This is a genomic window from Lacipirellulaceae bacterium (assembly GCA_040218535.1).
Classification (GTDB): Bacteria; Planctomycetota; Planctomycetia; order Pirellulales; family Lacipirellulaceae; genus Adhaeretor.
Map to the genome: position 1 here is coordinate 189,895 of JAVJRG010000010.1, position 22,247 is coordinate 212,141.

The 22,247-nt window shown below is 56.6% G+C and carries 22 protein-coding genes; 15 read left to right on the forward strand and 7 right to left on the reverse strand.

Annotated features, from left to right (window positions below):
* Positions 1 to 183: 183 nt before the first annotated feature.
* On the forward strand, positions 184 to 576 hold the full coding sequence (locus RIB44_12870; protein MEQ8617459.1) for a hypothetical protein: 393 nt from the start codon (positions 184 to 186) through the stop codon (positions 574 to 576).
* A gap of 53 nt (positions 577 to 629) precedes the next feature.
* On the opposite strand, the gene tatC is transcribed toward RIB44_12870, so the two are convergent.
* A complete protein-coding gene (tatC, locus tag RIB44_12875) occupies positions 630 to 1,700 on the reverse strand; it encodes a twin-arginine translocase subunit TatC (protein ID MEQ8617460.1) in 1,071 nt (356 codons plus the stop codon).
* A gap of 153 nt (positions 1,701 to 1,853) precedes the next feature.
* Between tatC and RIB44_12880 the strand changes: the two genes are divergently transcribed.
* Positions 1,854 to 2,819, forward strand: a complete 966-nt coding sequence (locus tag RIB44_12880; protein MEQ8617461.1) for a class I mannose-6-phosphate isomerase — start codon at positions 1,854 to 1,856, stop codon at positions 2,817 to 2,819.
* Positions 2,820 to 3,240: 421 nt separating this feature from the next.
* Here the strand turns inward: RIB44_12880 and RIB44_12885 are convergent, their stop codons facing one another.
* Positions 3,241 to 3,429 carry a hypothetical protein gene (locus tag RIB44_12885; protein MEQ8617462.1) on the reverse strand — a complete coding sequence of 63 codons (189 nt, stop codon included), beginning with the start codon at positions 3,427 to 3,429 and terminating at the stop codon, positions 3,241 to 3,243.
* On the opposite strand from RIB44_12885, the gene RIB44_12890 reads away from it, so the two are divergent.
* The gene (locus RIB44_12890) at positions 3,428 to 4,447 is read left to right on the forward strand and encodes a pseudouridine synthase (protein ID MEQ8617463.1); all 1,020 of its coding nucleotides are present in this window, start codon (positions 3,428 to 3,430) and stop codon (positions 4,445 to 4,447) included. The two genes, RIB44_12885 and RIB44_12890, sit on opposite strands and share 2 nt — an antisense overlap.
* A 2-nt stretch (positions 4,448 to 4,449) precedes the next feature.
* Positions 4,450 to 5,364, forward strand: a complete 915-nt coding sequence (locus RIB44_12895) for a dihydroorotate dehydrogenase electron transfer subunit (GenBank protein MEQ8617464.1) — start codon at positions 4,450 to 4,452, stop codon at positions 5,362 to 5,364.
* An 86-nt stretch (positions 5,365 to 5,450) separates the two neighbouring features.
* Here RIB44_12895 and rpsT read toward each other — a convergent pair whose 3' ends face one another.
* Entirely contained in the window at positions 5,451 to 5,717 is a 267-nt protein-coding gene (rpsT, locus tag RIB44_12900) for a 30S ribosomal protein S20 (protein MEQ8617465.1), read from the reverse strand.
* A gap of 94 nt (positions 5,718 to 5,811) precedes the next feature.
* A complete protein-coding gene (locus RIB44_12905; protein MEQ8617466.1) occupies positions 5,812 to 7,266 on the reverse strand; it encodes a tetratricopeptide repeat protein in 1,455 nt (484 codons plus the stop codon).
* A gap of 118 nt (positions 7,267 to 7,384) precedes the next feature.
* Between RIB44_12905 and cobA the strand changes: the two genes are divergently transcribed.
* From cobA to RIB44_12925, 4 genes are all read left to right on the forward strand, one after another.
* Positions 7,385 to 8,920 (forward strand): uroporphyrinogen-III C-methyltransferase, encoded by a 1,536-nt coding sequence (gene cobA / locus RIB44_12910; GenBank protein ID MEQ8617467.1) that lies wholly within the window; start codon positions 7,385 to 7,387, stop codon positions 8,918 to 8,920.
* A 235-nt stretch (positions 8,921 to 9,155) separates the two neighbouring features.
* Positions 9,156 to 9,389 carry a hypothetical protein gene (locus RIB44_12915; protein MEQ8617468.1) on the forward strand — a complete coding sequence of 78 codons (234 nt, stop codon included), beginning with the start codon at positions 9,156 to 9,158 and terminating at the stop codon, positions 9,387 to 9,389.
* 33 nt (positions 9,390 to 9,422) lie between these two features.
* Positions 9,423 to 9,656: an importin-beta N-terminal domain-containing protein gene (locus RIB44_12920; protein ID MEQ8617469.1), complete on the forward strand. Its 234-nt coding sequence runs from the start codon at positions 9,423 to 9,425 to the stop codon at positions 9,654 to 9,656.
* 23 nt (positions 9,657 to 9,679) lie between these two features.
* On the forward strand, positions 9,680 to 10,732 hold the full coding sequence (locus RIB44_12925; protein MEQ8617470.1) for a serine protease: 1,053 nt from the start codon (positions 9,680 to 9,682) through the stop codon (positions 10,730 to 10,732).
* Between the two features lie 83 nt (positions 10,733 to 10,815).
* Here RIB44_12925 and coaD read toward each other — a convergent pair whose 3' ends face one another.
* Both coaD and RIB44_12935 read right to left on the reverse strand, forming a co-directional pair.
* Entirely contained in the window at positions 10,816 to 11,301 is a 486-nt protein-coding gene (gene coaD / locus RIB44_12930) for a pantetheine-phosphate adenylyltransferase (GenBank protein MEQ8617471.1), read from the reverse strand.
* A gap of 184 nt (positions 11,302 to 11,485) precedes the next feature.
* Entirely contained in the window at positions 11,486 to 12,637 is a 1,152-nt protein-coding gene (locus RIB44_12935; GenBank protein ID MEQ8617472.1) for an aminotransferase class V-fold PLP-dependent enzyme, read from the reverse strand.
* An 86-nt stretch (positions 12,638 to 12,723) separates the two neighbouring features.
* Between RIB44_12935 and RIB44_12940 the strand changes: the two genes are divergently transcribed.
* The 5 genes from RIB44_12940 to RIB44_12960 all read left to right on the forward strand — a co-directional run bounded on the left by RIB44_12940 (position 12,724) and on the right by RIB44_12960 (position 18,462).
* Positions 12,724 to 13,917, forward strand: a complete 1,194-nt coding sequence (locus RIB44_12940) for a protein-L-isoaspartate(D-aspartate) O-methyltransferase (GenBank protein ID MEQ8617473.1) — start codon at positions 12,724 to 12,726, stop codon at positions 13,915 to 13,917.
* 192 nt (positions 13,918 to 14,109) lie between these two features.
* On the forward strand, positions 14,110 to 15,159 hold the full coding sequence (locus tag RIB44_12945) for a TIGR03000 domain-containing protein (protein ID MEQ8617474.1): 1,050 nt from the start codon (positions 14,110 to 14,112) through the stop codon (positions 15,157 to 15,159).
* A 185-nt stretch (positions 15,160 to 15,344) separates the two neighbouring features.
* Positions 15,345 to 16,193 carry a hypothetical protein gene (locus RIB44_12950; protein MEQ8617475.1) on the forward strand — a complete coding sequence of 283 codons (849 nt, stop codon included), beginning with the start codon at positions 15,345 to 15,347 and terminating at the stop codon, positions 16,191 to 16,193.
* On the forward strand, positions 16,190 to 17,182 hold the full coding sequence (locus tag RIB44_12955) for an HTTM domain-containing protein (protein MEQ8617476.1): 993 nt from the start codon (positions 16,190 to 16,192) through the stop codon (positions 17,180 to 17,182). The genes RIB44_12950 and RIB44_12955 overlap by 4 nt, the downstream gene beginning before the upstream one ends.
* 155 nt (positions 17,183 to 17,337) lie before the next feature.
* Positions 17,338 to 18,462, forward strand: coding sequence for a hypothetical protein (locus RIB44_12960; protein MEQ8617477.1), 1,125 nt, complete (start codon positions 17,338 to 17,340; stop codon positions 18,460 to 18,462).
* Here the strand turns inward: RIB44_12960 and RIB44_12965 are convergent.
* A complete protein-coding gene (locus tag RIB44_12965; protein ID MEQ8617478.1) occupies positions 18,449 to 19,162 on the reverse strand; it encodes a 4'-phosphopantetheinyl transferase superfamily protein in 714 nt (237 codons plus the stop codon). The two genes, RIB44_12960 and RIB44_12965, sit on opposite strands and share 14 nt — an antisense overlap.
* Positions 19,163 to 19,353: 191 nt before the next feature.
* Between RIB44_12965 and serC the strand changes: the two genes are divergently transcribed.
* A complete protein-coding gene (serC, locus tag RIB44_12970) occupies positions 19,354 to 20,451 on the forward strand; it encodes a 3-phosphoserine/phosphohydroxythreonine transaminase (protein ID MEQ8617479.1) in 1,098 nt (365 codons plus the stop codon).
* Positions 20,452 to 20,518: 67 nt separating this feature from the next.
* Positions 20,519 to 22,150 carry a phosphoglycerate dehydrogenase gene (gene serA, locus RIB44_12975; protein ID MEQ8617480.1) on the forward strand — a complete coding sequence of 544 codons (1,632 nt, stop codon included), beginning with the start codon at positions 20,519 to 20,521 and terminating at the stop codon, positions 22,148 to 22,150.
* The last annotated feature ends 97 nt before the right edge of the window (positions 22,151 to 22,247 follow it).

Below are 22,247 nucleotides of genomic sequence, written 5' to 3' on the forward strand. Positions count from 1 at the left end.
ATTTTACCAGCAATAACACGTGGCGGCGTGATCGAATTGTTGTCATTGCTGAGAAAAAACCTCTCAAAATAAGCTACCAAGTCGACTTTTCTCCCCCAGATCGATGATAACCTTCAAATAGAGTCCCCTGAAAAGCATGCCTGCAACTCAAGCTTTTCAGTCTTTTCTGAGAGATCCCCGATCGTGAACATCCCCACCCTCTTACTCGCCGCTGGCGGGATGGATCCCCAATGGATTCTGCTGGTGCTGGCCCCACTGGGTCTGGCGGCAGCAGCCTGGGCCCTCCGTCTAGCCTGTTCTTTCAGCCTCGTCGATCCACCCGGCTTTTTGCACGCGACGTATCTGGTAGCAACGCTGATTGTTGCAAACGTTGCCGTCAGATTCTTCCTGGAAGTTACCGGGACGCAGCCGGGGCTGAGTACCCGCTACGCAGTCCCGGCTATTATCAACGCGATCGTGCTGACCATTGGACTGCCGGTTAATCCGGTCTCAGCATTCATGGTGGCGGTGGCCCATGTGGTGATCTCTTGCCTGATGTACTTAGGCTGTGTCATCGTGGGCACGGCGCTATTTTGAACAGCACTGGTAGAGTCGCTCACTACTAGCGCGAAGCGCAGGTATTTCGAGGGCTATTTCGTACTCTCCCGTCGCCCCGGCATGAACCGACAAAGCCCAATCCCCAAGAAGTAGAGCACCACCAGCGGCACTCCCATAACGATCATGCTCTGTGGGTCAGCCGGCGTGAGCACCATGGAGAGAATCGCAATGACAAGAATCGCGATACGCCACTTCGACAAGTAAGCTTCGACGGTAAACACGCCGATTCGCTCCAAGAGCAACATCACCAGTGGCAGTTGAAAGCTAATTCCAAAGCCCAGCGGCAGCAGCAAGACGAAGCTCATCCATTCGCTCAGTTGCATGCTCGGGTCGGTTTCTGTCCAAGCGTAAAACTTAAAGAGAAACGCCAATACGTAGTCGAAAGCGACATAGAAGGCGAGTGCCGCGCCAGCTAAGAACAAGCCAAGACTAAACGGCAAATACAGGTAGATGTACTTGCGCTCGTGCCTGTACAAACCTGCGGCGACGAAGTCCCAAATGAAATAGAAGATCAATGGGCTAGCAAAAATCGCCCCCGCTACGAGAGAAGCCTTGATATAGACCATAAAGGGCTCGTGGGCCTGCAGGCCGATCACACGCACCCGAGGGTCATTCTCGACGGGACGATACAAGCGGATTTTGAGCAAGTCCTTACGCTCCGGAAGCTGGGAAGAGACTTCTCCCTTGGGTTTCGGCACGGCGTCCTCATTGAGCAGCCCAGGGTTGAGCTTGGCAAGTTCCGCAGGATCGATCCAAACCTCTTGGGGGACTAAGCCGCGAGCAGCAAACTCTTTCGCGGCAGCGTCCAGATCCTCAGGTACGGGCTCGCCCTCCGCTTTCAAGGCTTCGAGCCTTGCTAGCTCTTGGGCAGCGGCTTGCTCGCGATAATGTTCCACGAGCGCTTCTTTGAGCGGCGTCTGGATGTAGGCAACGATATCCCAACCAATGAACAGACCGAAAATCGTCCCCGTCAGCAGGGCGATCAATGCTTTGAAGAGCGCCGAACGCAACTCTTCAAGATGTTGACCGAAGGACATCTTCGTATTCTCGAAGTCGTCTTCCTTGGCGGAATCTGAGGCGTCAGGTGGAGAGGTCTCAGGCATCGACAACTTCGGCGGGGCAGTCAGAAAGGTTGGTGGGTCAAACGGAGCGGGTTCATTGTGTAAGGCTCTTGCTCTATGGTACTTAGAGCCGGGCAACTGTTAAACCACAAAGGGCACTAAGGGCAACAAGAGATGGCAAGCTGTAATTACCCCTTGCGTTTCACTCCTCTATTCCGACGCTATCTCTGGGGCGGTCGTCGGTTGGCGACCATGCTCAACAAGCCCATCGGCGAGGGAGATGACTACGCGGAAAGTTGGGAGGTGGTCGATCATGGAGACGATCAAAGCGTTGTCGAGCATGGCTGGCTGGCCGGTGCGACTCTGAAGGAATTGGTTGAGTATCACGCGGGAGAACTCTTCGGCGGGTCCGCCTGCGGTGAGCAATTCCCGCTTTTGATGAAACTGCTCGACTGTAATCGCACGCTTTCAGTACAAGTCCACCCCAATGACGAGCAGGGGGCGAAGCTCGATCCGCCCGACCTCGGCAAGACCGAAGCCTGGGTCGTGCTGGCCGCCGAGCCGGGCAGCAAGATTTACGCAGGGCTTAAGCCGGGTGTGGGCCGCGAGGATTTGGCTGCTGCGCTTGTAGCCGGGGAGTGTGAGAAGTGCCTGCATGCTTTCGAGCCGAGTCCGGGCGATTGCGTGTTCATCCCGGCGGGCACGGTCCACGCGCTGGGCGCGGGGCTGGTGATTGCGGAGATCCAACAAGCAAGCGACACAACGTTCCGGCTGTTCGACTGGAACCGAGTGGATGCCGACGGAAACCCTCGGCCTTTGCATATCGAGCAATCGCTGGAAGTGATCGACTACGCGCGGGGACCTGTCGCTCCGCAGGAACTACTCGTCATCGAAGAAGGGTCGGACGGGCTAAGCCGCGAGCGGTTGGTTGAGTGTGACAAGTTTGTACTGGATCGTGTTCGGGTATCCGGGAGCGCCGAACTGGGGGGTGACGATCGATTTCATTTGCTCTCCGTGATTGATGGCTCACTGCAAGTCGCTGGCGATCCAGCGGAAGCACCTTTGTCGCTGGGACAAACTGCTTTAGTCCCATCAGCGGCGGGCTCATTTGAGGTCGCGGCGAGCGGCGAAACGACTTTGCTCGATATTCGGCTGCCTTAAACTGCTAGCAACAACTCCACTGGGGCGAGTCCTCCCAGTCCGCTACACTCCGCACTCCACTTACCAGGAGCGGAGTGATGACTAGCACACGATTCTTTCAGTTCGCAGTCCTACTTGTTGCGGTATCGACTCTGCCAGCCTGCGGGCCTTCCATAGTGCGCCCTCAACTGGCCCACCCTGGACCAGCACCCTTCCAACGTGCAAGGGCGGTACAGTTTGATCCCTATCCGCCAAACGATGTTGCTCCTGAAATCGTCGGCGGCCGTCCTGCCGGATACGTACGGCCACCCAACGAAGTCGAGAGGTCGCGGCAGCATCAACCTTTTGGGCCTTGGTCGAATCCGACACCGGCGGTCGTAACGCCGGCACCAATTCCTAGTGGGCCAGTGCAAACCGGGCCACCCTTGTATTGATCGCGCGATCAAAACGCTAGTGGGTGGCTGGGGACGAGCGCAGCGAGCCCCCAGATGTTTTCCAGCCTGGGGGCTCGCTGCGCTCGTCCCCAGCCACCCTCATGCTTTGGTGTACGCTTAAGGAGTTCTACTGCTAACCTGCTGAACAATTCCAGGCCCTGGGTTTCTTGCTCGTGCCGGTCTATGATAGGTGTCATGGGTCGTCCACCTCGCAAGAAAACGAAGAAGCAACCAAACAAGCGGCGGCCCGCAAAAAAGGCAACGCCGGCTCGTCGTCGTACGGCTAAACGACCTCATTCGAAACTATCGAAGGCGAGCAATCTCCCTGGCGAACGGTTACAGAAAGTCCTCGCAGCGGCAGGAGTAGCGAGCCGCCGAGAGTCAGAAACGCTCATCACCGAAGGTCGCGTTCAAGTCGACGGTGAAGTCGTCAGCGAGCTTGGAACCCGCGTTGAGCAGGACCAAGAAATCCGCGTCGACGGCGAAATCATCACTCAAGCGAAGCGAGTCTACTACGCGGTCCACAAGCCGCCAGGCGTCGTGAGCACTGCCAGTGATCCTTCGGGTCGTCCCAGGGTGATCGACCTCATACCGCCTGAAGTTGGACGCGTGTTCAACGTCGGACGGCTCGATATGGCCAGCGAGGGGCTGATTCTGCTTACCAATGATGGCGAACTGGCAAACCAACTCACGCACCCGCGGCACGGGGTAGAAAAAACCTACGAGGTCCAAGTCGCAGGCAACTGCGATCCGGAAGTCCTCCGACAGCTTCGCAAGGGCGTTTACCTTGCGGAAGGTTTCGCCAAGGTTGTGAACGTGAAGATCAAGTCCCGTCGGAAACAATCGACAGTACTCGAAATGGTTCTCGACGAAGGCCGCAACCGAGAGATTCGCCGCTTGTTTGCGCGCGTTGGGCACAAGGTCCAGAAGCTCACGCGAGTTGCCGTGGGGCCAGTCCGCTTAGGCGACCTGCCTCGCGGTGCCTATCGAGAGCTCACTTCGCAGGAAGTCAAAAAGCTCCGCGGTGCTGTGGACGCGCCCAAACGAGATCGTTCGAATTCCGAGCCTGCGGGCGTCGCTACTCAGCGAAAGAAGCCGTCAACACAGAAGAAAAAATCAGCCCCGAAAAGCAAAATTCGCAGCAAGACGCCTACGAAGGCGAACTCTAGGAAACGCAAGCCGGGAAATAAACCTGGAAACCGAGGCTCTCGTTGAGTATGACCAGCCCTTTTCCGACCGATTGCCAAGATCACGCTCTCTCGGCCACATTTTATGCCGATACAGCGAAGCAGCGTGACGTGATGATCGCAGGCAATACGCCGCTGGCTCGCGATACTTATCGTCTTCGGCTCGCTTCACCAGACCTCGGCTCGATGATTAAGCCCGGTCAGTTTGTGATGATTCGCCTAAAAGGAACAGATAATCCGCTGCTGGCGAGGCCGTTCGCCCTCTACGACACTTGGTGTGACGATTCTGGGATGCCAATTGGTTTCGACATTGGCTATTTGGTTGTCGGTAAAATGACCCAGAAGCTCAAAACTCTACGTACCGGAGATATGGTGGAAGTCTGGGGGCCGCTAGGGAATGGCTTCCAGCCGCGGAAAGCGGAACACCTGATCATGGTCGCTGGCGGGATTGGGCAAACGCCATTTCTTGCTTTAGGTCGGGAGGCCCTCGGGGGACGTCGCTATGGACGAAACTCACGTGAGGTGTCCTCCGTCGATCGTGTGACGCTTTGCTATGGAGTGCGTAGCAAAGCGTTCGCCGCTGGGTTGGATGATTTTCGATCCGCCGGAGTCACGGTCCGCTTGAGTACCGACGATGGCTCTGAGGGCCACCACGGTTACGTTACCGACCTATTGAAAGAGGTGCTGAGCATCGAGTCTCAGCAGAGTCGAATCGTTTGCTGCGGCCCTGAGCCGATGATGGCAGCAGTCGCAAACATTGCCCGAGAACATGAGGTTCCGTGTGAAGTCTCTCTTGAAACGCCCATGGCCTGCGGCATTGGGATCTGCTTTAGCTGCGTGACCAAGGTTCGACAAGAGGAGTTCGCCGAGGGTGAGCCCGAATGGGACTACAAGAGAACGTGCGTCGATGGGCCGGTATTCGACGCGAAGAAGATCGTATTCTAAAGCGATAAGCGATTGATAAAGCCCTAAGCGTTAGCGCCGGGATGATCCTGGCGCTAACGCTTAGGGCTTTGCTGATCGCTTGAGGCCTACGACTTCGCTTCTTTAATCGCCTTCGACAGGCGGCTCTTGGTGCGAGCAGCGGCGTTGGGGTGAATGATGTTCTTCGAAGCTGCCTTGTCGAGTTTCTTAACCGCCAGCTTGAACTCCGCTTCGGAAGTCTCAACGTCCTCAGCGGCGATCGCTTTGCGGACTTTGCGAATCTGCGTACGAAGGGCCGATTTCACAGCTCGGTTCGCTTGGCGACGATCTTGGCTCTGACGAAGCGTCTTCTTAGCATTGGCGGAATTGGGCATCTTCGGACGATCTCTTAAGGTTCGGGAACTACTGGATCACGGTTAGTCACAAAGGAAGTACCGCCCACTGTACGGCCTCTCTTCGTGCGTCGAATCAACTACTATCGCGTAATGAGGCGATCTTGTCTAGTCGCTCGGCCACATCGCGGTAGCCAAAATCAATTCCCGCCAGATCCGTCAGGTGCCTCTCGGCTCGGTCGAGTTCCCGCATACCGGTCGCCAGTACGCCTGCGCGATAAAGGGCTAGTTTTAGCGTTTCTGGGGCCGATTCGCCTGAATCCTCGCCGGCTGACACGACTGCTTGCTCATAATTGGAGAGGGCCAGCTTGTATTGCTCGATTTTCTGGAAGCACTCGCCAAGCCCCAATAACACGGTCGTTTTCTGTCGGGAATCGCCACGGGCAGCTTGCAGAACCGGGATCGCTTCGCGGATTTTCCCGGCCTTCTTGAGTCTGACGCCAAGCTCAAACTTTAGCCGCGTACTGCCCGGCTGACGGTCGCTACGAGCCGCATAAACCTCGAGCTCCGTCTGGTTGGCTTGCTGACGGAGTTGAGTGAGCAAACGGCTCGTCTCCTCGCTTGGTTGCTCCGCGGCTTGCTTTTCAGCAACTTCCACCTGGCGGCGTGCTCGTCGCAGTTGGACGTCCTCGCTGCGCTCAGTAACTGTCAGGTTGCCCCCTCCAGCGGCTTGATTTGCTCGCGACAGGATATCCTCCGCCTCGTCCAACTGATTCTTCTGGAGATAAAGGTCAGCCAGGCTAACGTACGCTTCGATGTCGGTTGGGTCAGCCGCGATGGCGTTTTGAAGTCGCTCCTCGAGTGGAACCCCTTCATCAGGATCAACCTCCTGCTTGGCGAGTCGCGAGACATTGAAGGACTTTTCCCCGTCGGCTGGCTCCTCGTTGCTCAGATCCTTCGAATCGTAACCGCCGACGTGGATTGTCTTTTCCACGGACAAGCGGGCAATCGCTTGGCGTGCTTCTTCATCATCTGGCTTCGCCTCAGCAACACGCTGCCAGCAAGCAATCGCCTGATCAAACTGCCCCATCCGAGCAAGCTGCAGCGCCGCCCGCCGATTCACCGTGGGGTTCTTGGCATCGCTTCGCAAAGCCCACTTTAGGTAATAGAGTTGACACTCATCGATCCCCAATTCCTGACAGGCGTCCGCTAAAGCGATGAGCGTGGTAGCATCATAGGGACTGAGTGCCAAAGCTTGGCAACCGGCGGTGAATGCCGCTGGCCAATCGCCTTTCGCGGCCGCTTTGGTGAGCGCGCTACGGTGACTCTTGATCTTCAGACCGGCAATCTTACCCGGCTTTTTCTCGGCGTGCTTCTGCTCGAGGTTATCCAGAAAGGCTTGCAAATAGGTGATACTGGCAGGATCTTCGACGACACATTGAGCATACAATTGGTTAGCGTAGTCGTAATCCTTTTTCGCAACACACCGACCACCGTGCTCGAAGACCTTCTGCAAGCGATGCCTCGCTGCCGCTGAGAGGGGCTTTGCCGCGGTTGGAGCCCCAACTCTATTTTCGGGTTCAGTAGTCACAATGTCTCGCTGTGCGTCCTACAGGAGTGGAAAAGTTGGCCGCTACGCAGTGATACGACCTCAGGTTATTCTAGCAATAGTGCAACCGCACACAAATTCTACCGATTGTTGAGTCAAGATGTCGAACCCACGCGGCAAAGTCTTTCTGGTAGGTGCTGGCCCCGGCGACCCTGGGTTGCTCACGCTGCGCGGACGAGATTTGCTGGCGATCGCTGATGTCGTATTGTACGACTATCTAGCGAACCCCCGCCTGCTACAACACGCGAGCGACGATGCTGAACTCTTATGCTTAGGCCGCCACGGACAGGCTCAAGGCAAAGGGCGGCTTATCGCTCAAGAGGAAGTCCACCGCCTGATGATTTCAGCAGCGCAAGCAGGAAAAAAAGTGGTTCGACTGAAGGGAGGCGATCCGTGCGTCTTCGGAAGACTTGGCGAAGAAGTTACCGCCCTTGAGCAGGCCGAAGTCGACTATGAGATTGTCCCCGGCGTGACTGCTGCGTTGGCAGCGAGTAGTTACAGCGGCGTTCCCTTGACGCATCGTGACCACGCTTCTTGCGTCGCTTTCATCACCGGACGAGAATGCTCGGACAAGTCGGGGGGAAAACTCGACATGGCAGGGCTTGCTCAGTTCCCTGGAACGCTGGTCTTCTACATGGGCGTCACCACGGCCCCCGACTGGGCTGCCGAACTGATCACGCACGGGAAACCGGAATCCACACCCGTCGCGATCATCCGCCATGCTTCGCTGCCAACACAGACGACAGCCGTCACGACGCTGGGTGAAGTTCCAACGGTCCTGGCACCGGGGAAACTACGCCCGCCCGCGATCATCGTCGTCGGCGACTCGGTCGCTGCGAAGTCGAACATCCAGTGGTTCACTTCCCGACCATTGTTTGGACGACGCATCTTGGTGACTCGGCCGGAACATCAGGCGGCAGAACTAATTGAATCGCTGGAAGAATTAGGCGCGACAGTTCTCCTACAGCCGGCGATCGCGATTCGCGAAGTGGAAGATTTTACTCCCTTGGATGACGCTATCTCAAGATTAGACGAGTTTCATTGGCTTGTATTCTCAAGTGCTAACGGTGTCCACGCGTTCTTCAAGCGTTTGCTTTCAACGGAATGGGATAGACAAGCTCTCGCTAGGACACGAATCGCAGTCATCGGCCCCGCGACAGCAGAAGCACTCGCTGAGTATCACCTGAAGAGTGATATCCAACCCAAAGAGTACCGTGCTGAGGCGCTTGCTGAAGAACTGGTCAACGATGCCGGCGGCACCGCCGGGAAGCGGTATCTCCTCCTACGAGCAAGTCGCGGTCGTGAAGTCCTTGCCACCACGCTGCTAGCCTCCCGGGCAAAAGTCGAGCAAGTAGTCGTCTATCGCAGTGAGGATGTTGAAGTCCCAGATCCAGAGGTCGCCACTGCTCTTGAGCAAGGCGAAATCGATTGGATCACCGTCACCAGCTCAGCGATTGCACGTTCGCTTGTCGCAATGTTCGGTCACAGCCTTAAAAAGACTAAGTTGGCAGCGATCAGCCCGCTTACTGCTGGTGTTCTGAGCGAAGCAGGTTATGAGGCCGAGATTATCGCCGAAGATTACACGAGCGAAGGGCTCGTGGAAGCGATTCTCAAGTCTGGCAGCCCCAAGCGTTAGCGAGGGGATCGATCCCCGGCGCTAATGATCCCCGCGCTGACGCTTGGGGCTTTTGGCAAACTCTGCCGCTTGTTCCTGTCGCTCTTCTTAGGTCGTCCTTTTGGCGAAACGTCAGACGTTTGGGGTAAGGGCCTCAAGCGGTCCGATATCTGAAGTAACGACGAGCCGCGCCTCGCAATAGCTGGCGCAGTTTGCTCCGCACCAACGTATCGAATCGTTTGAGGAGATCACCCTAATGAATAACCAGCCGAAAGTCCGCGCGACGATCTACTTGCCGGAAGATGTGCTTGACGAGGCCCGCAATGCGGCGGTCCATCTGGCTGGTTATCCGGCGAGACTCACGCTCACCAAGTTGGCAGAGAACGCGCTGCGTGCTGAGCTTCACCGCCTCAAGATTCTGTTCAACGACGGGAACGACTTTCCGCCTCGCGCGGAAGACCTCCGTGGCGGCCGACCCATTGCTGCCTGAGTTTTCTTTGCCCTTTCCAAGAATCAGATTGTTATGGATACGAACTCCCGAACTGCCAATTCTCCCAACTGGCTGCGATGGGGCCAGCCGGTCGCCGAGCCTGAATCGACTCGCGATGAAAACTCGTCTGACGGCCCATCCAAGAACCGACTCGAACGAATTGATTCACCTCTCCCGGCAGAAGATCGCAATCAACTTCGAGACCGTCTTCTCAAGATGATCGTTAGCACTGAACAAGCTCGCAAGACACACAGCTCGCCCCGTTGATCTCAAAACCGATGGTAATCCTTTTGGCACTCTTGGCTGCGATTCGTCGCCTTCGTTTCGTTTTGATCGTAGCTGCCTTTGTGGTGACGGCGAAGACGCAAGCGGTGGGGCAAAGTGCTTCGCATCAAAGTCAGCGGCCCCACCCAGCGGTGGCTCGGATCATTGTTCCTGAAGGCGAGGCGACTTCTTTTGGCAGTGGAACGTTGGTCGATCTTCGCGATGACTACGGGCTTGTCATTACCAACTGGCACGTTGTTCGTGATGCCCAGGGACCGATCGAAGTTCTCTTCCCAGATGGCTACCACTCAAAGGCCCGCGCACTGAAGATCGACTCCGATTGGGACCTCGCAGCGTTGGTCATCTGGCGACCTCAAGCAAAGCCGGTCCGTCTAGCTCAGCAGGCACCGCAACCTGGCGATCCGCTGACGATCTGCGGCTACGGACATGGCATTTACCGCTCAGCCACGGGACGGTGTACTCAGTACTACGCTCCCGACGTGAATCTTCCGCGGCACATGGTTGAGCTCGACGTGCAAGCGCGTCAGGGCGATTCGGGCGGACCGATTTTCAACGAGCAGGGCGAACTCGCTGGCGTGCTGTTTGGGGCAGGGCAGGGCACGACGCTGGGGAGCTTCGGGGGTCGAGTCGGCCAGTTCCTGGCAACGCTCGCTCCCGACATCGGCTACGGCGACGATCGATCCGTTGGCCTCGCCAAGCTCGCCGATGCGTCGGATGCTGCTGCAAACACGAATCGAAGTGCCAAAGAGTCGTCGTCCTTAGCGAAGACGAAGAGTGCAGAACCCAAGTATGAGAAGACGGCAAGTGCTTCTTTGGAACCCGTCACCACGGAAGGAGCCGATCAGACACCTGCTCAGTTAGGTGAAACTCCGTGGAATACTTCCGATGAGAAGGTCGCCGCTCTCTGGAACAGACAGCAGCCTGCACCTAGTGAAGCGAATGCTACGCAAGCTCGTCCGCGAATTCGTCGCTCTGGCTGGTTCGACGAGGCAAAGACACTTTTGGCAGCAATCGGTGTGATCGCGATTGTCGCTCAAGCGTTGCGGGCTGCGAAATAGTTTGTAGCTACGTTCGCCAGAACGTGGATTCAAGCCTTTCAGAGTACTCCACCGTCTGGCGACGGTTGCTACGTGAAGCTAGGCTAGCCGAGCTTTTTGCGCAACGGTTGCACGACAACCTCTGGTACAAAGCGGGCCAGTTCCTCATCGCCAGCAAGATTGGTGATTTGCTTGATCAGCGAACTTGAGACGTGCGAAAACTCATCGTCGGCCATGAGGAACACCGTCTCGATGCCCGGGTCGAGTTTGCGATTGGCGAGAGTCATTGTGAACTCCGTTTCCATATCGGTCAGCGAACGGACACCCCGGATAATGACGACGGCCTCGCATTCTCGGACGAACGAGACGGCAAGTCCTGTAAACGTCTCGACACGGACGTTTTCGATGTGGCTGCAAGCCTTCTGAATCAGTTCGACGCGCTCTTCGGGAGTGAACAACGATTGCTTATCGATGTTGATGCCCACGCCAACGATTAGCTCATCAACAAGGCGGCTGCTCCGCTCGATCACATTCAGGTGACCAAGCGTGATGGGGTCGAAAGAACCAGTGTAAACAGCACGGCGGGACATGGCTTGCGTCGCAGTAAGGAGAAGGAACCACGGATGAACACAGATTAACGCAGATGCTGACTTCTAGCGAGAGGATCGTCGCGATTCACGATGGGGTGGCTGAGGACGAGCGTAGCGAGCCCCCAGTTCGTGCGAGGAAACTGGGGGCTCGCGGGGCTCGTCCCCAGCCACCCGTCGTCCCTCTTCAGAAGTTCTCAATAGCACGCATCAACTTCTCGACATCCTGCTCATCATTGTACCCATGCAAGCTTATCCTTAGCCGCCCTGAGCGACACGCCAGTGCTACGCCATTCTTCAAACAATGCTTGCGGAACTCGACTGGGTCGATGCCAGGAAGAGAGAAGGAAATGATTCCCGAGCGATTCTCACCCTCGCGAGGCGTATGAAGTTCCGCACCTTTTGTCTTGAGGGCCTCACACGCATCGTCGGTGATTTCTAGGATCGACTCGGAAATTCGCTCAACACCGATTTCATTTAGAAGCATTAGGCTCTTGGACAGCCCAATCAGCCCCGCCATATTCTGCGAGCCTCCTTCGTAACGTGCTGCGTTTGGCTTCAACTCGAGTTGGACATTCGCGAAGTCAGCCGCGTTGACCACACTGTTCCAGCCAACGCCGGTCGCCCGCAGCAAAGGCAAACGGTCGTTTCGAATGTAGGCAAAGCCAGCGCCCTCGGGTCCAAGCTGCCACTTATGACCATCGGCGGCCAAAAAGTCGATCGGCGTCTTACGCACATCCAGAGGAAAGGCACCGATGCCTTGGATGGCATCGACAAACAGCAGCGCGTTCTTCTCACGAGCGATCCGGCTGATCGTCTCCAGATCGCGACGGACGCCGTTTTTATACCCGACCCAACTGACCGTGATCAGTCGAGTTCTCTCATCAAAGTATTCGGCCAGCTTTTCGTAATTGACGCGGCCATTGTTGGTTGGCACCTGGCGGGTCTCGACTCCGCGATCCGCCAAGTGCATCCAAGGGTAAAGGTTCGAAGGAAACTCATCGTCGAGCGTCACCAGATTGTCTCCTGGGTTCCAGTCGAGCCCCTCAGCAACAATGTTGATGCCTGCGGTCGTGCTGGTGATCAGGGCAATCTCTTCGGTCTTCGCATTGATCAGCTTAGCCGCTTCTTTGCGAGCCTGCTGGACTTGGGCCGACCAGTCGAGCCAGACGGTGTCCCCCTCCTCGGTTGCTTGCTGCAGCCACTTTCCGATTGCCTCGGAAGTCGGTCGGGGCAGCGGGCTCACAGCCGCGTGATCCATATAAGCCCACTTTTCCGTCACGGGCATCTGGTCGCGAAGTTGCTGGCGGGCTGTGGTGATCTCTGGGCTTAGGCTCATTCGGGGTATGATAGGGTTAGCGATGAATATCGAACGATGAGTGATGAATGGTTGGTTAGTCTGTGATCAAGCGAATCTGTTTACTTTTGGCTTGCCTTGTTGCAGCGGCTTTGTTGGTTCGTCCAACCATTGCTGCCGACTTTGCTGCGCGGCGTGAAGCGATGGTTGCTCGCGAAATCGAAGCCGCTGGCGTGACCAATCCTCAGGTACTGGCGGTGATGCGTTCCACTCCACGGCACGAATTTGTGCCCGCGGGTTTTCGTGACCAAGCGTACCTCGATGCGGCACTGCCCATCGGCGACCGGCAAACGATTTCGCCACCGTTTGTTGTCGCTTACATGACCGAGCAACTCAACCCGCAAAGTACCGATAAGGTTTTGGAAATCGGCACCGGGAGCGGTTATCAAGCAGCCGTGTTAAGTCCGCTGGTCAAGGAAGTCTATACGATTGAAATCGTCGAGCGACTTGGCAATCGCGCACGTCGTACTCTCAATCGTCTCGGCTACGAAAACGTTCATGTTCGCACGGGCGACGGTTTTGCTGGATGGCCTGAAGCAGCGCCCTTCAACAAGATCATTGTCACCTGCTCGCCGGAAGACATCCCGCAGCCCTTGGTTGATCAACTCGCTGAAGGCGGACAGATGGTCATTCCGGTTGGCGAGCGTTATCAGCAAAACTTGTTTCGCATGACCAAGCGCGAGGGAAAGCTTGTTCGCGAACCGCTGCGTGCTACCTTGTTTGTCCCTATGACGGGAACGGCAGAAGACAATCGTGATGTCCTGCCAAATCCCAAAGAGCCAAGCATCGTCAACGGCAGTTTCGAGCAAGCAATCCAAGAAACAAAATCGCCCGAAGGCTGGCACTATCTGCGCGGAGCATCGCTTTCCTCGGGCAGACAAGTCCCCGACGGCAAACACTTTCTAACCTTCAAGAGTCGCCGAGCCGGCGACCCGAGTCGCGCTTTGCAGGGACTGGCAATCGACGGGCGGCATGTCTCGCGAGTGAAACTTTCCGCCGACATCGGTGCGAAGAACTTGAGCGCGGGGCATACTCCCCAGCAACAGGCGGCAATCATCATCACTTTCTACGACTCGCGGAGGGCCGTGATTGCTCACGATCGGCTCGGGCCGTTCTCGGGGAGCTTCACCTGGAAGAACGTCAGCCGCGACATCATCGTGCCGCTCGCAGCCCGCGAGGCAATCGTCCGTCTCGGGCTGCACGGGGGACAAGGGGAGCTGGATGTTGACAATTTGCAACTCGTTCCCCTGGCGACTGAGTGACAGCGATGCCTGAAGGCAACGCCCCCTAGCCTGCCTGCGGTCAAAATTCCTCCCAATCGTCAAAAAACGGCAATTTTGCCCAGATTCCTTGAATTGCGGTGCGGGCCTGCTATCTTGTCAAAGAATGCGGGGAGCCGTGCGAGCTGCTCGCGAAAGTATGGACCCACACGATTTGAAGGGGAGACAACTAAGATGAAATCAATTGGAACGACACGGATGGCCTCGTTCGCTGTAGCGATCGCTCTCGTGGCTTGGATGGCGACCGACGCCTCGGCCTTCTCGCGTGGCCGCTTTGGTTCAGGCGGTAGCTATGGTAGCGCTTCGGCTGGTAGCTACGCATCCTCTGGCAGCTACGGCTCGGCATCGGCTGGTAGTTATTCAACCAGCTACTATGCTTCGAGCGGCAGCTATGGCTCGGCTTCTTCGGGAAGCTATGGGTCTGCGTCTTCAGGTCGTCAAGGTTTGTTCGCTCGCTGGCACGCCCGTAAGGAAGCACGTCGCGCTGCTCGCGCAAGTAGTGGCTCCTACGGTTCCGCTGGTAGCTACGCTAGTTACGGTTCGGCTGGGAGCTATGCCGTTTCCTACGCACCCGTGTCTTACGCTTCCTCGGGCAGCTACGGTGCAAGCTACAGTACTCCAGTGTACAGTGCTCCCGTCGAATACCACGCTCCAGTGGAAGCCGAATGTGCAACCTGCTCGACCTCGACCAGTGATGTTGGCACTATTTACGCCAGCGTTCCCGAAGATGCGAAGATCTTCGTCAACGATTCGCTCACAACTAGTACCGGCAGCGAGAGAACCTTCGCTTCGAGTGGCCTGAAGGCTGGCAAGAGTTACGCCTACGACTTCCGCATCGTCTACACCGTCGATGGCGAAGAAGTTGTTCGTGAAAAGACGATCCAACTTCAAGCCGGTCAGGATGTTCGTCTCTCATTGGATGGCGACACTCCTGTGGTTGCAAAGGCTGAGCCTGTGAAAACAGAGCTTACGCTTGCCGTTCCAGCCGACGCGAAAGTATTCCTCGCAGGTGCTGAGACTCGCCAAACGGGTGAGACCCGTACCTTTGCCAGCACTCGCCTCAAGTCAGGCCAAACCTGGGAGGACTACACAGTGCGTGTCGTCCTTGAGCGCGATGGTCAAACGCTGGTCAAAGAGAAGTCGATGAACCTTGCTGGTGGTGAAAGCTACGAGCTAAGCTTCGATTTTGACGAGACGGCTAACCAACTCGCCTTGGCTGACTGATAGTTGAACTCAAAAAGGCCGCAATTTCTGCGGTTTTTCGGAGACAACCCCCGCATCGGCGTTGACCGCTGCGGGGGTTTTTCGTTTGATAGGGGCCTGGAGCTATCGGCTGTCAGCTATCAGCTATTCATAGGCAATTTCATTCTGCCCTCGCTATTTCTCACCCCGAACTCGGCTCCCTTACCATGGCTGCTGCGAAACCTAGGCCGAAGCATAAGCAGCATGGGGGCACGCAATCGCAAGGCTCATCTCAGTCCGAAGAGCCTGCGAAAAAGAAACCACCCAAGACTCCCAAACCGCCACGCACCGTCGATCCCAATATGCCCTGGAGGCCTTGGCTTCGCTGCTTGCTGAGCCTGGCAATCGTGTGGCATGTGACTGCCGTCTTTGCAGCTCCATGGATATTGCAATTCCGAAGTGTTTTTCATCGTGACATGCCACTCAGTGAAATCCTTAGCCGTGAAGAATTGGCCGCTGCTGACGATCCGAAACATCCCTTACAGGTAGCGATCGATGCGAAAGCGCGTCCGTTCTTGTCCTCACTAAACCGACTGTACCGTCCTTATCTCAACCTCACCTACTTGAATCACGGCTACGACTTTTTTACTCCTAATCCGACAGGAAGTTATCTTTTAGGTTGCGTTGCTTATGACGCACAAGGTGAGGTGATCGCCGAAGAAGTTTATCCTGATATCAAGACGCAATTCCCGCGGCTCTATTATCATCGGCACCTGATGCTGGCTGCTCAGGGAAGCGAATTCGGCGACGATTGGTCGAATCTCTACGGCCAGCATCTAATAAGAAAGCATGATGCAGCACGTGTTGTTTTGACTCTTGCATACCATCGCGTACTGCCTCCTAAGCAAGTTCTCGATGGCACGGTGATCGACGCATCAACGACCTACGAAGAACGCGACAGCGTGACGGTCTATCCCGAGGAAGAGCGAAGCCAAGAGTCAGGCAACAACGAATCACGCCCGTTGGCCCCCGTCCGACGCTCTAGCCCCACCCGCATTCCTGGGGTGGGTCCATGACCGGTATCTATACAGCAACACGAAACTACTTAGCTGAGCTGTGGCAGGCGTGGAATCACTTCTGGTTTGCCCCAACGGACCCAGCGACGCTTTCTCTCATTCGCGTCCTTGCAGGCTGGATGTTGCTCTACACGCACCTCGTCTGGTCGTTCGATTTGGCGGCATTTATCGGACCCGAAGGTTGGGTGCCAGTTGAGTATTTGCGAAACAATACTTTCCTTGATCTTGTTACAGAGAAACCGCAGTGGCACGTTTGGAGCATTTTCTTCTGGATCAAATCCACGGGGCTATTGTGGGTTGTTCACGTGTTCGCGCTCTTGGTCTTCGCCTGCTTGATGCTGGGGCTGTTCAGCCGAGTGGTGGCAGTCCTGGCGTGGCTGCTGGCAATTTCCTACGCAACGCGCGTGACACCGGGAGCTTACTTCGGACTCGACAAAGCGAACGTGATGCTCGCTACCTACGTCATGCTGGGTCCGTGTGGAGCGAGATACTCGCTCGACCGCCTGTGGCGGATTCGTCGGGGAAAAGACGTCAGTTCGACGGAAAGTCCCTCGGCGAACCTTGCTATTCGGCTGCTGCAGATTCACTTATGCATCGTTTATCTGTTTTCTGGGCTCGCTAAAGCACAAGGTGAAACTTGGCAGACGGGCACGGCCGTGTGGTATGCGATGGCAAGTCTCGAATACCAATCGTTCGACATGACTTGGCTGGCGGGCTGGCCGCGTCTGGTTGCGTTGCTAACCCATGTCACCGTGTTTTGGGAAATCTTTTATATCGCCTTAGTTTGGAATCGCTTCACGCGACCAATCGTCCTGTGGATCGCACTGGCCGTTCATGGCGGAATCGCCCTCTTCATGGGCATGATCACATTCGGCTCCGCGATGTTGATTGCGAACCTTGCTTTCATTTCCCCTGAAATGGTCCGCCGTTGGATCGACCCGATTGCCCGACGCATCTCTCTGGCACTCGTGGGGCAAAAGGTCGAATAGCGCACTGCTATTGGGCTCATTGCGAATCTTGGCAACCTTTGCGGGCTAATCTGCTCCGGCGAAGCACGCAGATGCAGCAGAACCGATACAACGCGTATTCGAGCATCTCGTTTTGCTCGACTACTCCGCCCTATTATTCCGAGTTCTGAATCGTCATGCGTCTGTCTCTAGCTGGTTGCTTTGTCGTTTGCCTTGCTTGCATTGCTAGCACTTCCTCGCAAGCCCACGCCCAACGTCACCGCGCGGTCGTCCCCGGCACCGGGACAAAGATTGACTACGTCGGTGACGACTTTGAGGGCGAGGGGTGGAACTTTATTCACAACCACCCAAAGAGCTCCCGCGAGCAAGATGATCGCGTCCGCTCGCCCCGTGGCAGTGCCACCAATGGTCGTTGGAATGAAGGCCCCGAACGGGGACAGCCTGACCAAATTCAGATCGTTGACACCCCTGCTGGTGGCTTGGCTGGCAGCAACAAAGCGTTGATGTTGCGTACGCTACGGTCAGGCATTCCTGGCTACAACTCACGCGACGTCCAACAAGACGACCTGATCGCGAACCTGCCCAATCGCCTCGGTGGCAGCATCCCCGTGGGCGAGACCCCGAGCTTCGTCGTTCGCGTTTATCTTCCCCCGGCGGAGCAGTGGGAGAACCGCTCCGGACCGCACTTCGGCATCCGCGGCAGCACGACGACGATGACGACCGAGCAGAAAAGTTTCGGCCTGTTCGGTAGTCGTAGCGAAACGAAGGCTGAGCCTTATTGGCCCGGCATGTGGATCCACTTCCGCAGCGAAACGAGCCGCAAAAACGAGAAGGATTCCGCCTACATCGCTATTCGTGGCGATCACATGGGGCGAGATTATCGCGCGAAAGAGATTGAGCAGTTCGGCTGGTGGACCTTCGGCATGAGCTTCACCCCCGACGGCTCGGTCCATTACTACGCAAAGCCCGGCATCGAGGACCTGACCGCCGCTGATCATTTGGATTCCAAATACCCGTACAGCTATCACGCCCGCAGCTTCCGCACGTTCTTCTTCAACTCTTGCAACTACAACGATGGCAAGACTTGGTCCACGCCGTTCATCATCGACGACCCCACGCTGTACGTGGTGAACTCGCGTCGCGTGGAGTCAATCGTTGCCCGTAAGAAGGTTGCCGAAGAGAAACGGATTGCCGCCCAAAAGCGGATGGAAGAACGCCGTGCAGCAGCGAAGCAGAAAGCACAAGAAAAATGGGCGGCGGCGCAGGCACGCAAGCAACAGGGCCGTACTAACCGGAAGTAAAATCAAACTTCTGGAAGATGACCTCTGGAAGATCGGAGCACTTGCCAAGGGCGAGCGAAACAAAGTAGCAGTCGAGGTGCGAGAAGGTTTGCAGTGCCCAAGGATTCGCATCCATTATCGGACCGCTCGGCGCGTCCAACAGCAGTCGCCCGCCATCCTCTTTGACGCTCAATTTCGTCATCGGCGTGGAAAGTCCAACACCCGTCGCTTTGAGACAAGCTTCTTTCTGAGTCCATTTGCGGAAGAGATGCTCAGGTCGCAACTCTTCAGTTTCATTCAACCACTTCTCGAGTTCTTCCTGACAGAAGACCGTCCGGGCCAGGGAGTCGAGATTGTTGACCTGCCGTAGCCTCTCGATGTCGACGCCGAGGACTTCAAAGGGGCCAATCGCCACCATTGCCCAGTCGCCAGAATGTGAAACATTGAAACCAAGCCCACAGGTCGCGGGTTCAGCCAGGTACGGCTTGTCATATTCACCGTAGCGAAAGTGGATGCCGAGCGGCTTGCATTCGAGCCTCTCAGCAAGCTTCGCTCTCAGTGCCCAGCGCGCGAGCACAAACGCACGACGAGCGGGCTCGACCTTGTATCGGTCGGCTTTCGCCCTCTCTTTTGCCGGCAGCGATTCGTAGCATTGTTCGACAATCTCGACGGGTTGGTCGAGCGAAATCGTCCAGACAACAATCTTTTCTTCACTGTCCATACTCCCACCGATCCTGAATCAGCGAGCCTTCCGCGTCAATCGGCTGGCCGAAACGAGCTAGATTTCGCCCATCGCCAAGGCGAACCTGGGGCACTAAAATGGAGCCTTTCAAATTTGAGTAGTGGAGTCCCTCTACCGCCCGCCGCAACCTCCGTCTGCAGCAGACCATGGCAATCAAGGCATTTCGAGCGATGAAAAACCAACGTGTCTATAATTTCTCAGCCGGTCCTGCCGTGATGCCGCTACCCGTGCTGGAAAAGATTCAGGAGGAAATGCTCTGTTTGCCAGGGGTCGGTGCCTCGGTCATGGAGATCAGCCATCGGAGCGAGGCCTTCAAGGCAATCCTCGCTTCGGCCCAAGCGAATCTCCGCTCGCTGCTCGCGATTCCTGACACTTACGAAGTTTTGTTCTTGCAGGGGGGGTCGCGACTGCAGTTCTCCATGATTCCGATGAACCTGCTCAGCCCCGAGCAACCCTCGGCGGACTATCTGGTGACTGGCTCTTGGGGTAAGCACGCGCTGGCGGAAGCCAACAAGCATGGCGACATGAAGTGCGTATGGACCGGCGCGGAAACCAACTTTGATCGCCTTCCAGAGCCGGCCAAAATCAAGCACACGCCTAACGCCGCGTATTTGCATTACACGTCGAATGAAACGATCCAAGGCGTGCAGTTCCCTGAGCCGGTCGACGCGGGCGAGACGCCGTTGGTTTGCGATGTGTCGAGTGACTTCTTGCATCGTCCGATTGACGTTTCCAAGTTCGGCTTGCTCTACGCCTGTGCCCAAAAGAACGCCGGCCCCGCGGGCGTCACGGTCGTGATCGTTCGCAAAGACTTGATTGACGACGTGAATGAAGACCTCCCCGGTTACTTGCGTTACGAGAATCACGCGGCTGCCGACTCGATGATGAACACCCCGCCGACGTTCGCTATCTACGCGCTGAAGCTCATCACTGACTGGATCAAGAAAGACATGGGCGGCCTAGCGAAGTTGCACGAATTGAACTGCGGCCAAGCAAAGCTGCTGTACGATGTGCTCGACGCGAATCCTGAATTCTATGAGGGCCACGCCCAACCCGACTGCCGTTCGCTGATGAACGTCACCTTTCGTTTGCCAAGCAAAGAACTGACGCAGAAGTTCATCGCTGAAGCCGCGAAGAAGGAGCTCACAGCGCTCGCCGGACATCGCTCGGTCGGTGGGATCCGTGCTTCGATTTACAACGCGATGCCGACTTCGGGCGTCGAGTGCCTCCGCGACTTCATGGAAGACTTTTGCAAGGCCAATGCCTAAGCCTGCGAGCGGCCTCTTCCCTCGCAATATTCCAATAATTAAAGACTCTGCAGAATAAAGAATCAGTATGCTACGCGTTATCGTTCTCGACAACTTGGCTCAAGAAGGACTCGATCTACTCGGCAGTGCGGAAGGGATCGAGTACGAAGTTCGAACAGGACTCAAAGGGGATGAGCTGCGGGAAGCACTCGCCGAATTCGATGGAGCCATCTGTCGTAGTGGCGTGAAGATCACCCCCGAATCGCTCGAAGGAAATCGCCGACTGAAGGCCATCGTGCGGGCGGGCGTTGGCACGGATAACATCGACAAGCCGGCCGCGACGCGTGCGGGGGTCGTCGTGATGAACACCCCTGCGGGCAACACGCTTAGCACGGCTGAACACGCGGTCGCCTTGATGCTTGCCATGTCACGCAACGTCGCCCCGGCCAACCAGGGACTCGTCGAAGGGCGTTGGGATCGCAAGAAGTACATGGGCACCCAAGTGGCGGGGAAGACGCTCGGCGTGGTTGGCTTGGGGCGGATCGGCTTGGCGGTTGCTTCACGTGCCCAAGCACTGGAAATGAACATTCTGGGTTATGACCCGTTCATGTCGAAGGAACGTGCCGCCGACCTGGGCATCGAGCTCGTGGAAACGGTCGACGACATGCTGCCGCGGATCGACTACCTGACGGTTCACACACCGTTGACCGAAGAAACACGAAACCTAATCGACATGGAGCAGCTTGAAATCATCAAGCCGGGAGCACGTTTGGTCAACGCCGCCCGGGGTGGCATCTACAACGAACAGGCGCTGGTTGAAGGGCTTAAGAGCGGCAAGCTTGCCGGTGTGGCTCTGGATGTCTACGGCGAGGAACCCTGCACCGATAGTCCGCTATTCGGAATGGAGGGCGTCGTCTGCACACCGCACCTAGGAGCCAGCACTGAGGAAGCCCAGACAAACGTCGCGGTCGAAGCCGTTGAATTGCTGACCGATTACCTCCTGAACGGTCAAATTAAGAACGCGGTGAACGTCGCTTCGCTCGACGCCAAGACGCTTGCTTCGTTGCGAGGCTATCTCGATGTTGCCTATCGCCTTGGACGCTTAGCCGCTGGCTTGGTTCCCAGCGGCATTTCGAAGTGTAAACTCACCGCCCGTGGTGAGATCTCTGGGAAGGACACCAAGCTCCTTACTTCTGCCTTCTCGACGGGTCTTCTCGAAGGTGCTTTCGAGGAAGAGGTCAATCTCATTAATGCCCAGATGCTGCTGGAGGATCGCGGCATCGACCTTACCACGGAGTCGCAAAGCACAGGGATCGCTTTTAAGTCTTCGCTCACCGCTGAAGTGGAATCCTCGCAAGGCGTCATGCACAAAGTTGTCGGCACGCTGTTTGGCGAAGCGATGCCACGTCTGGTGGCGCTGGATGGCTACCGATTGGAAGCGTATCTTGACGGCTGCCTGTTGGTCTTCACCCATCAAGACGTGCCGGGCATCATCGGCGGCGTCGGGAATATCTTTGGCGAACATGGCGTGAACATCGCTCAGATGGCTGTGGGCCGTGCTGGAGATCATCCTGGCGGCGAGGCTGTGGGCATTCTCAATCTCGACGCGGAGCCTTCCGCTGAAGCGCTCGAAGCAGTCCGAGATCTTCCCGCGATCAGCGGTGCTTGCGTGATTCATCTGCCTAAGGCGGGTGATTTGCCTTCTTGGTTGCAGGATTGAATCGTTACGCGCTTCTTTCGCAGGATCTTCCCTAGCCCGCGAGCTACGCCTCGCGCGGGAGTAGCGGCTAAGCCGACGAGCGGCGGCGCAATCGTCA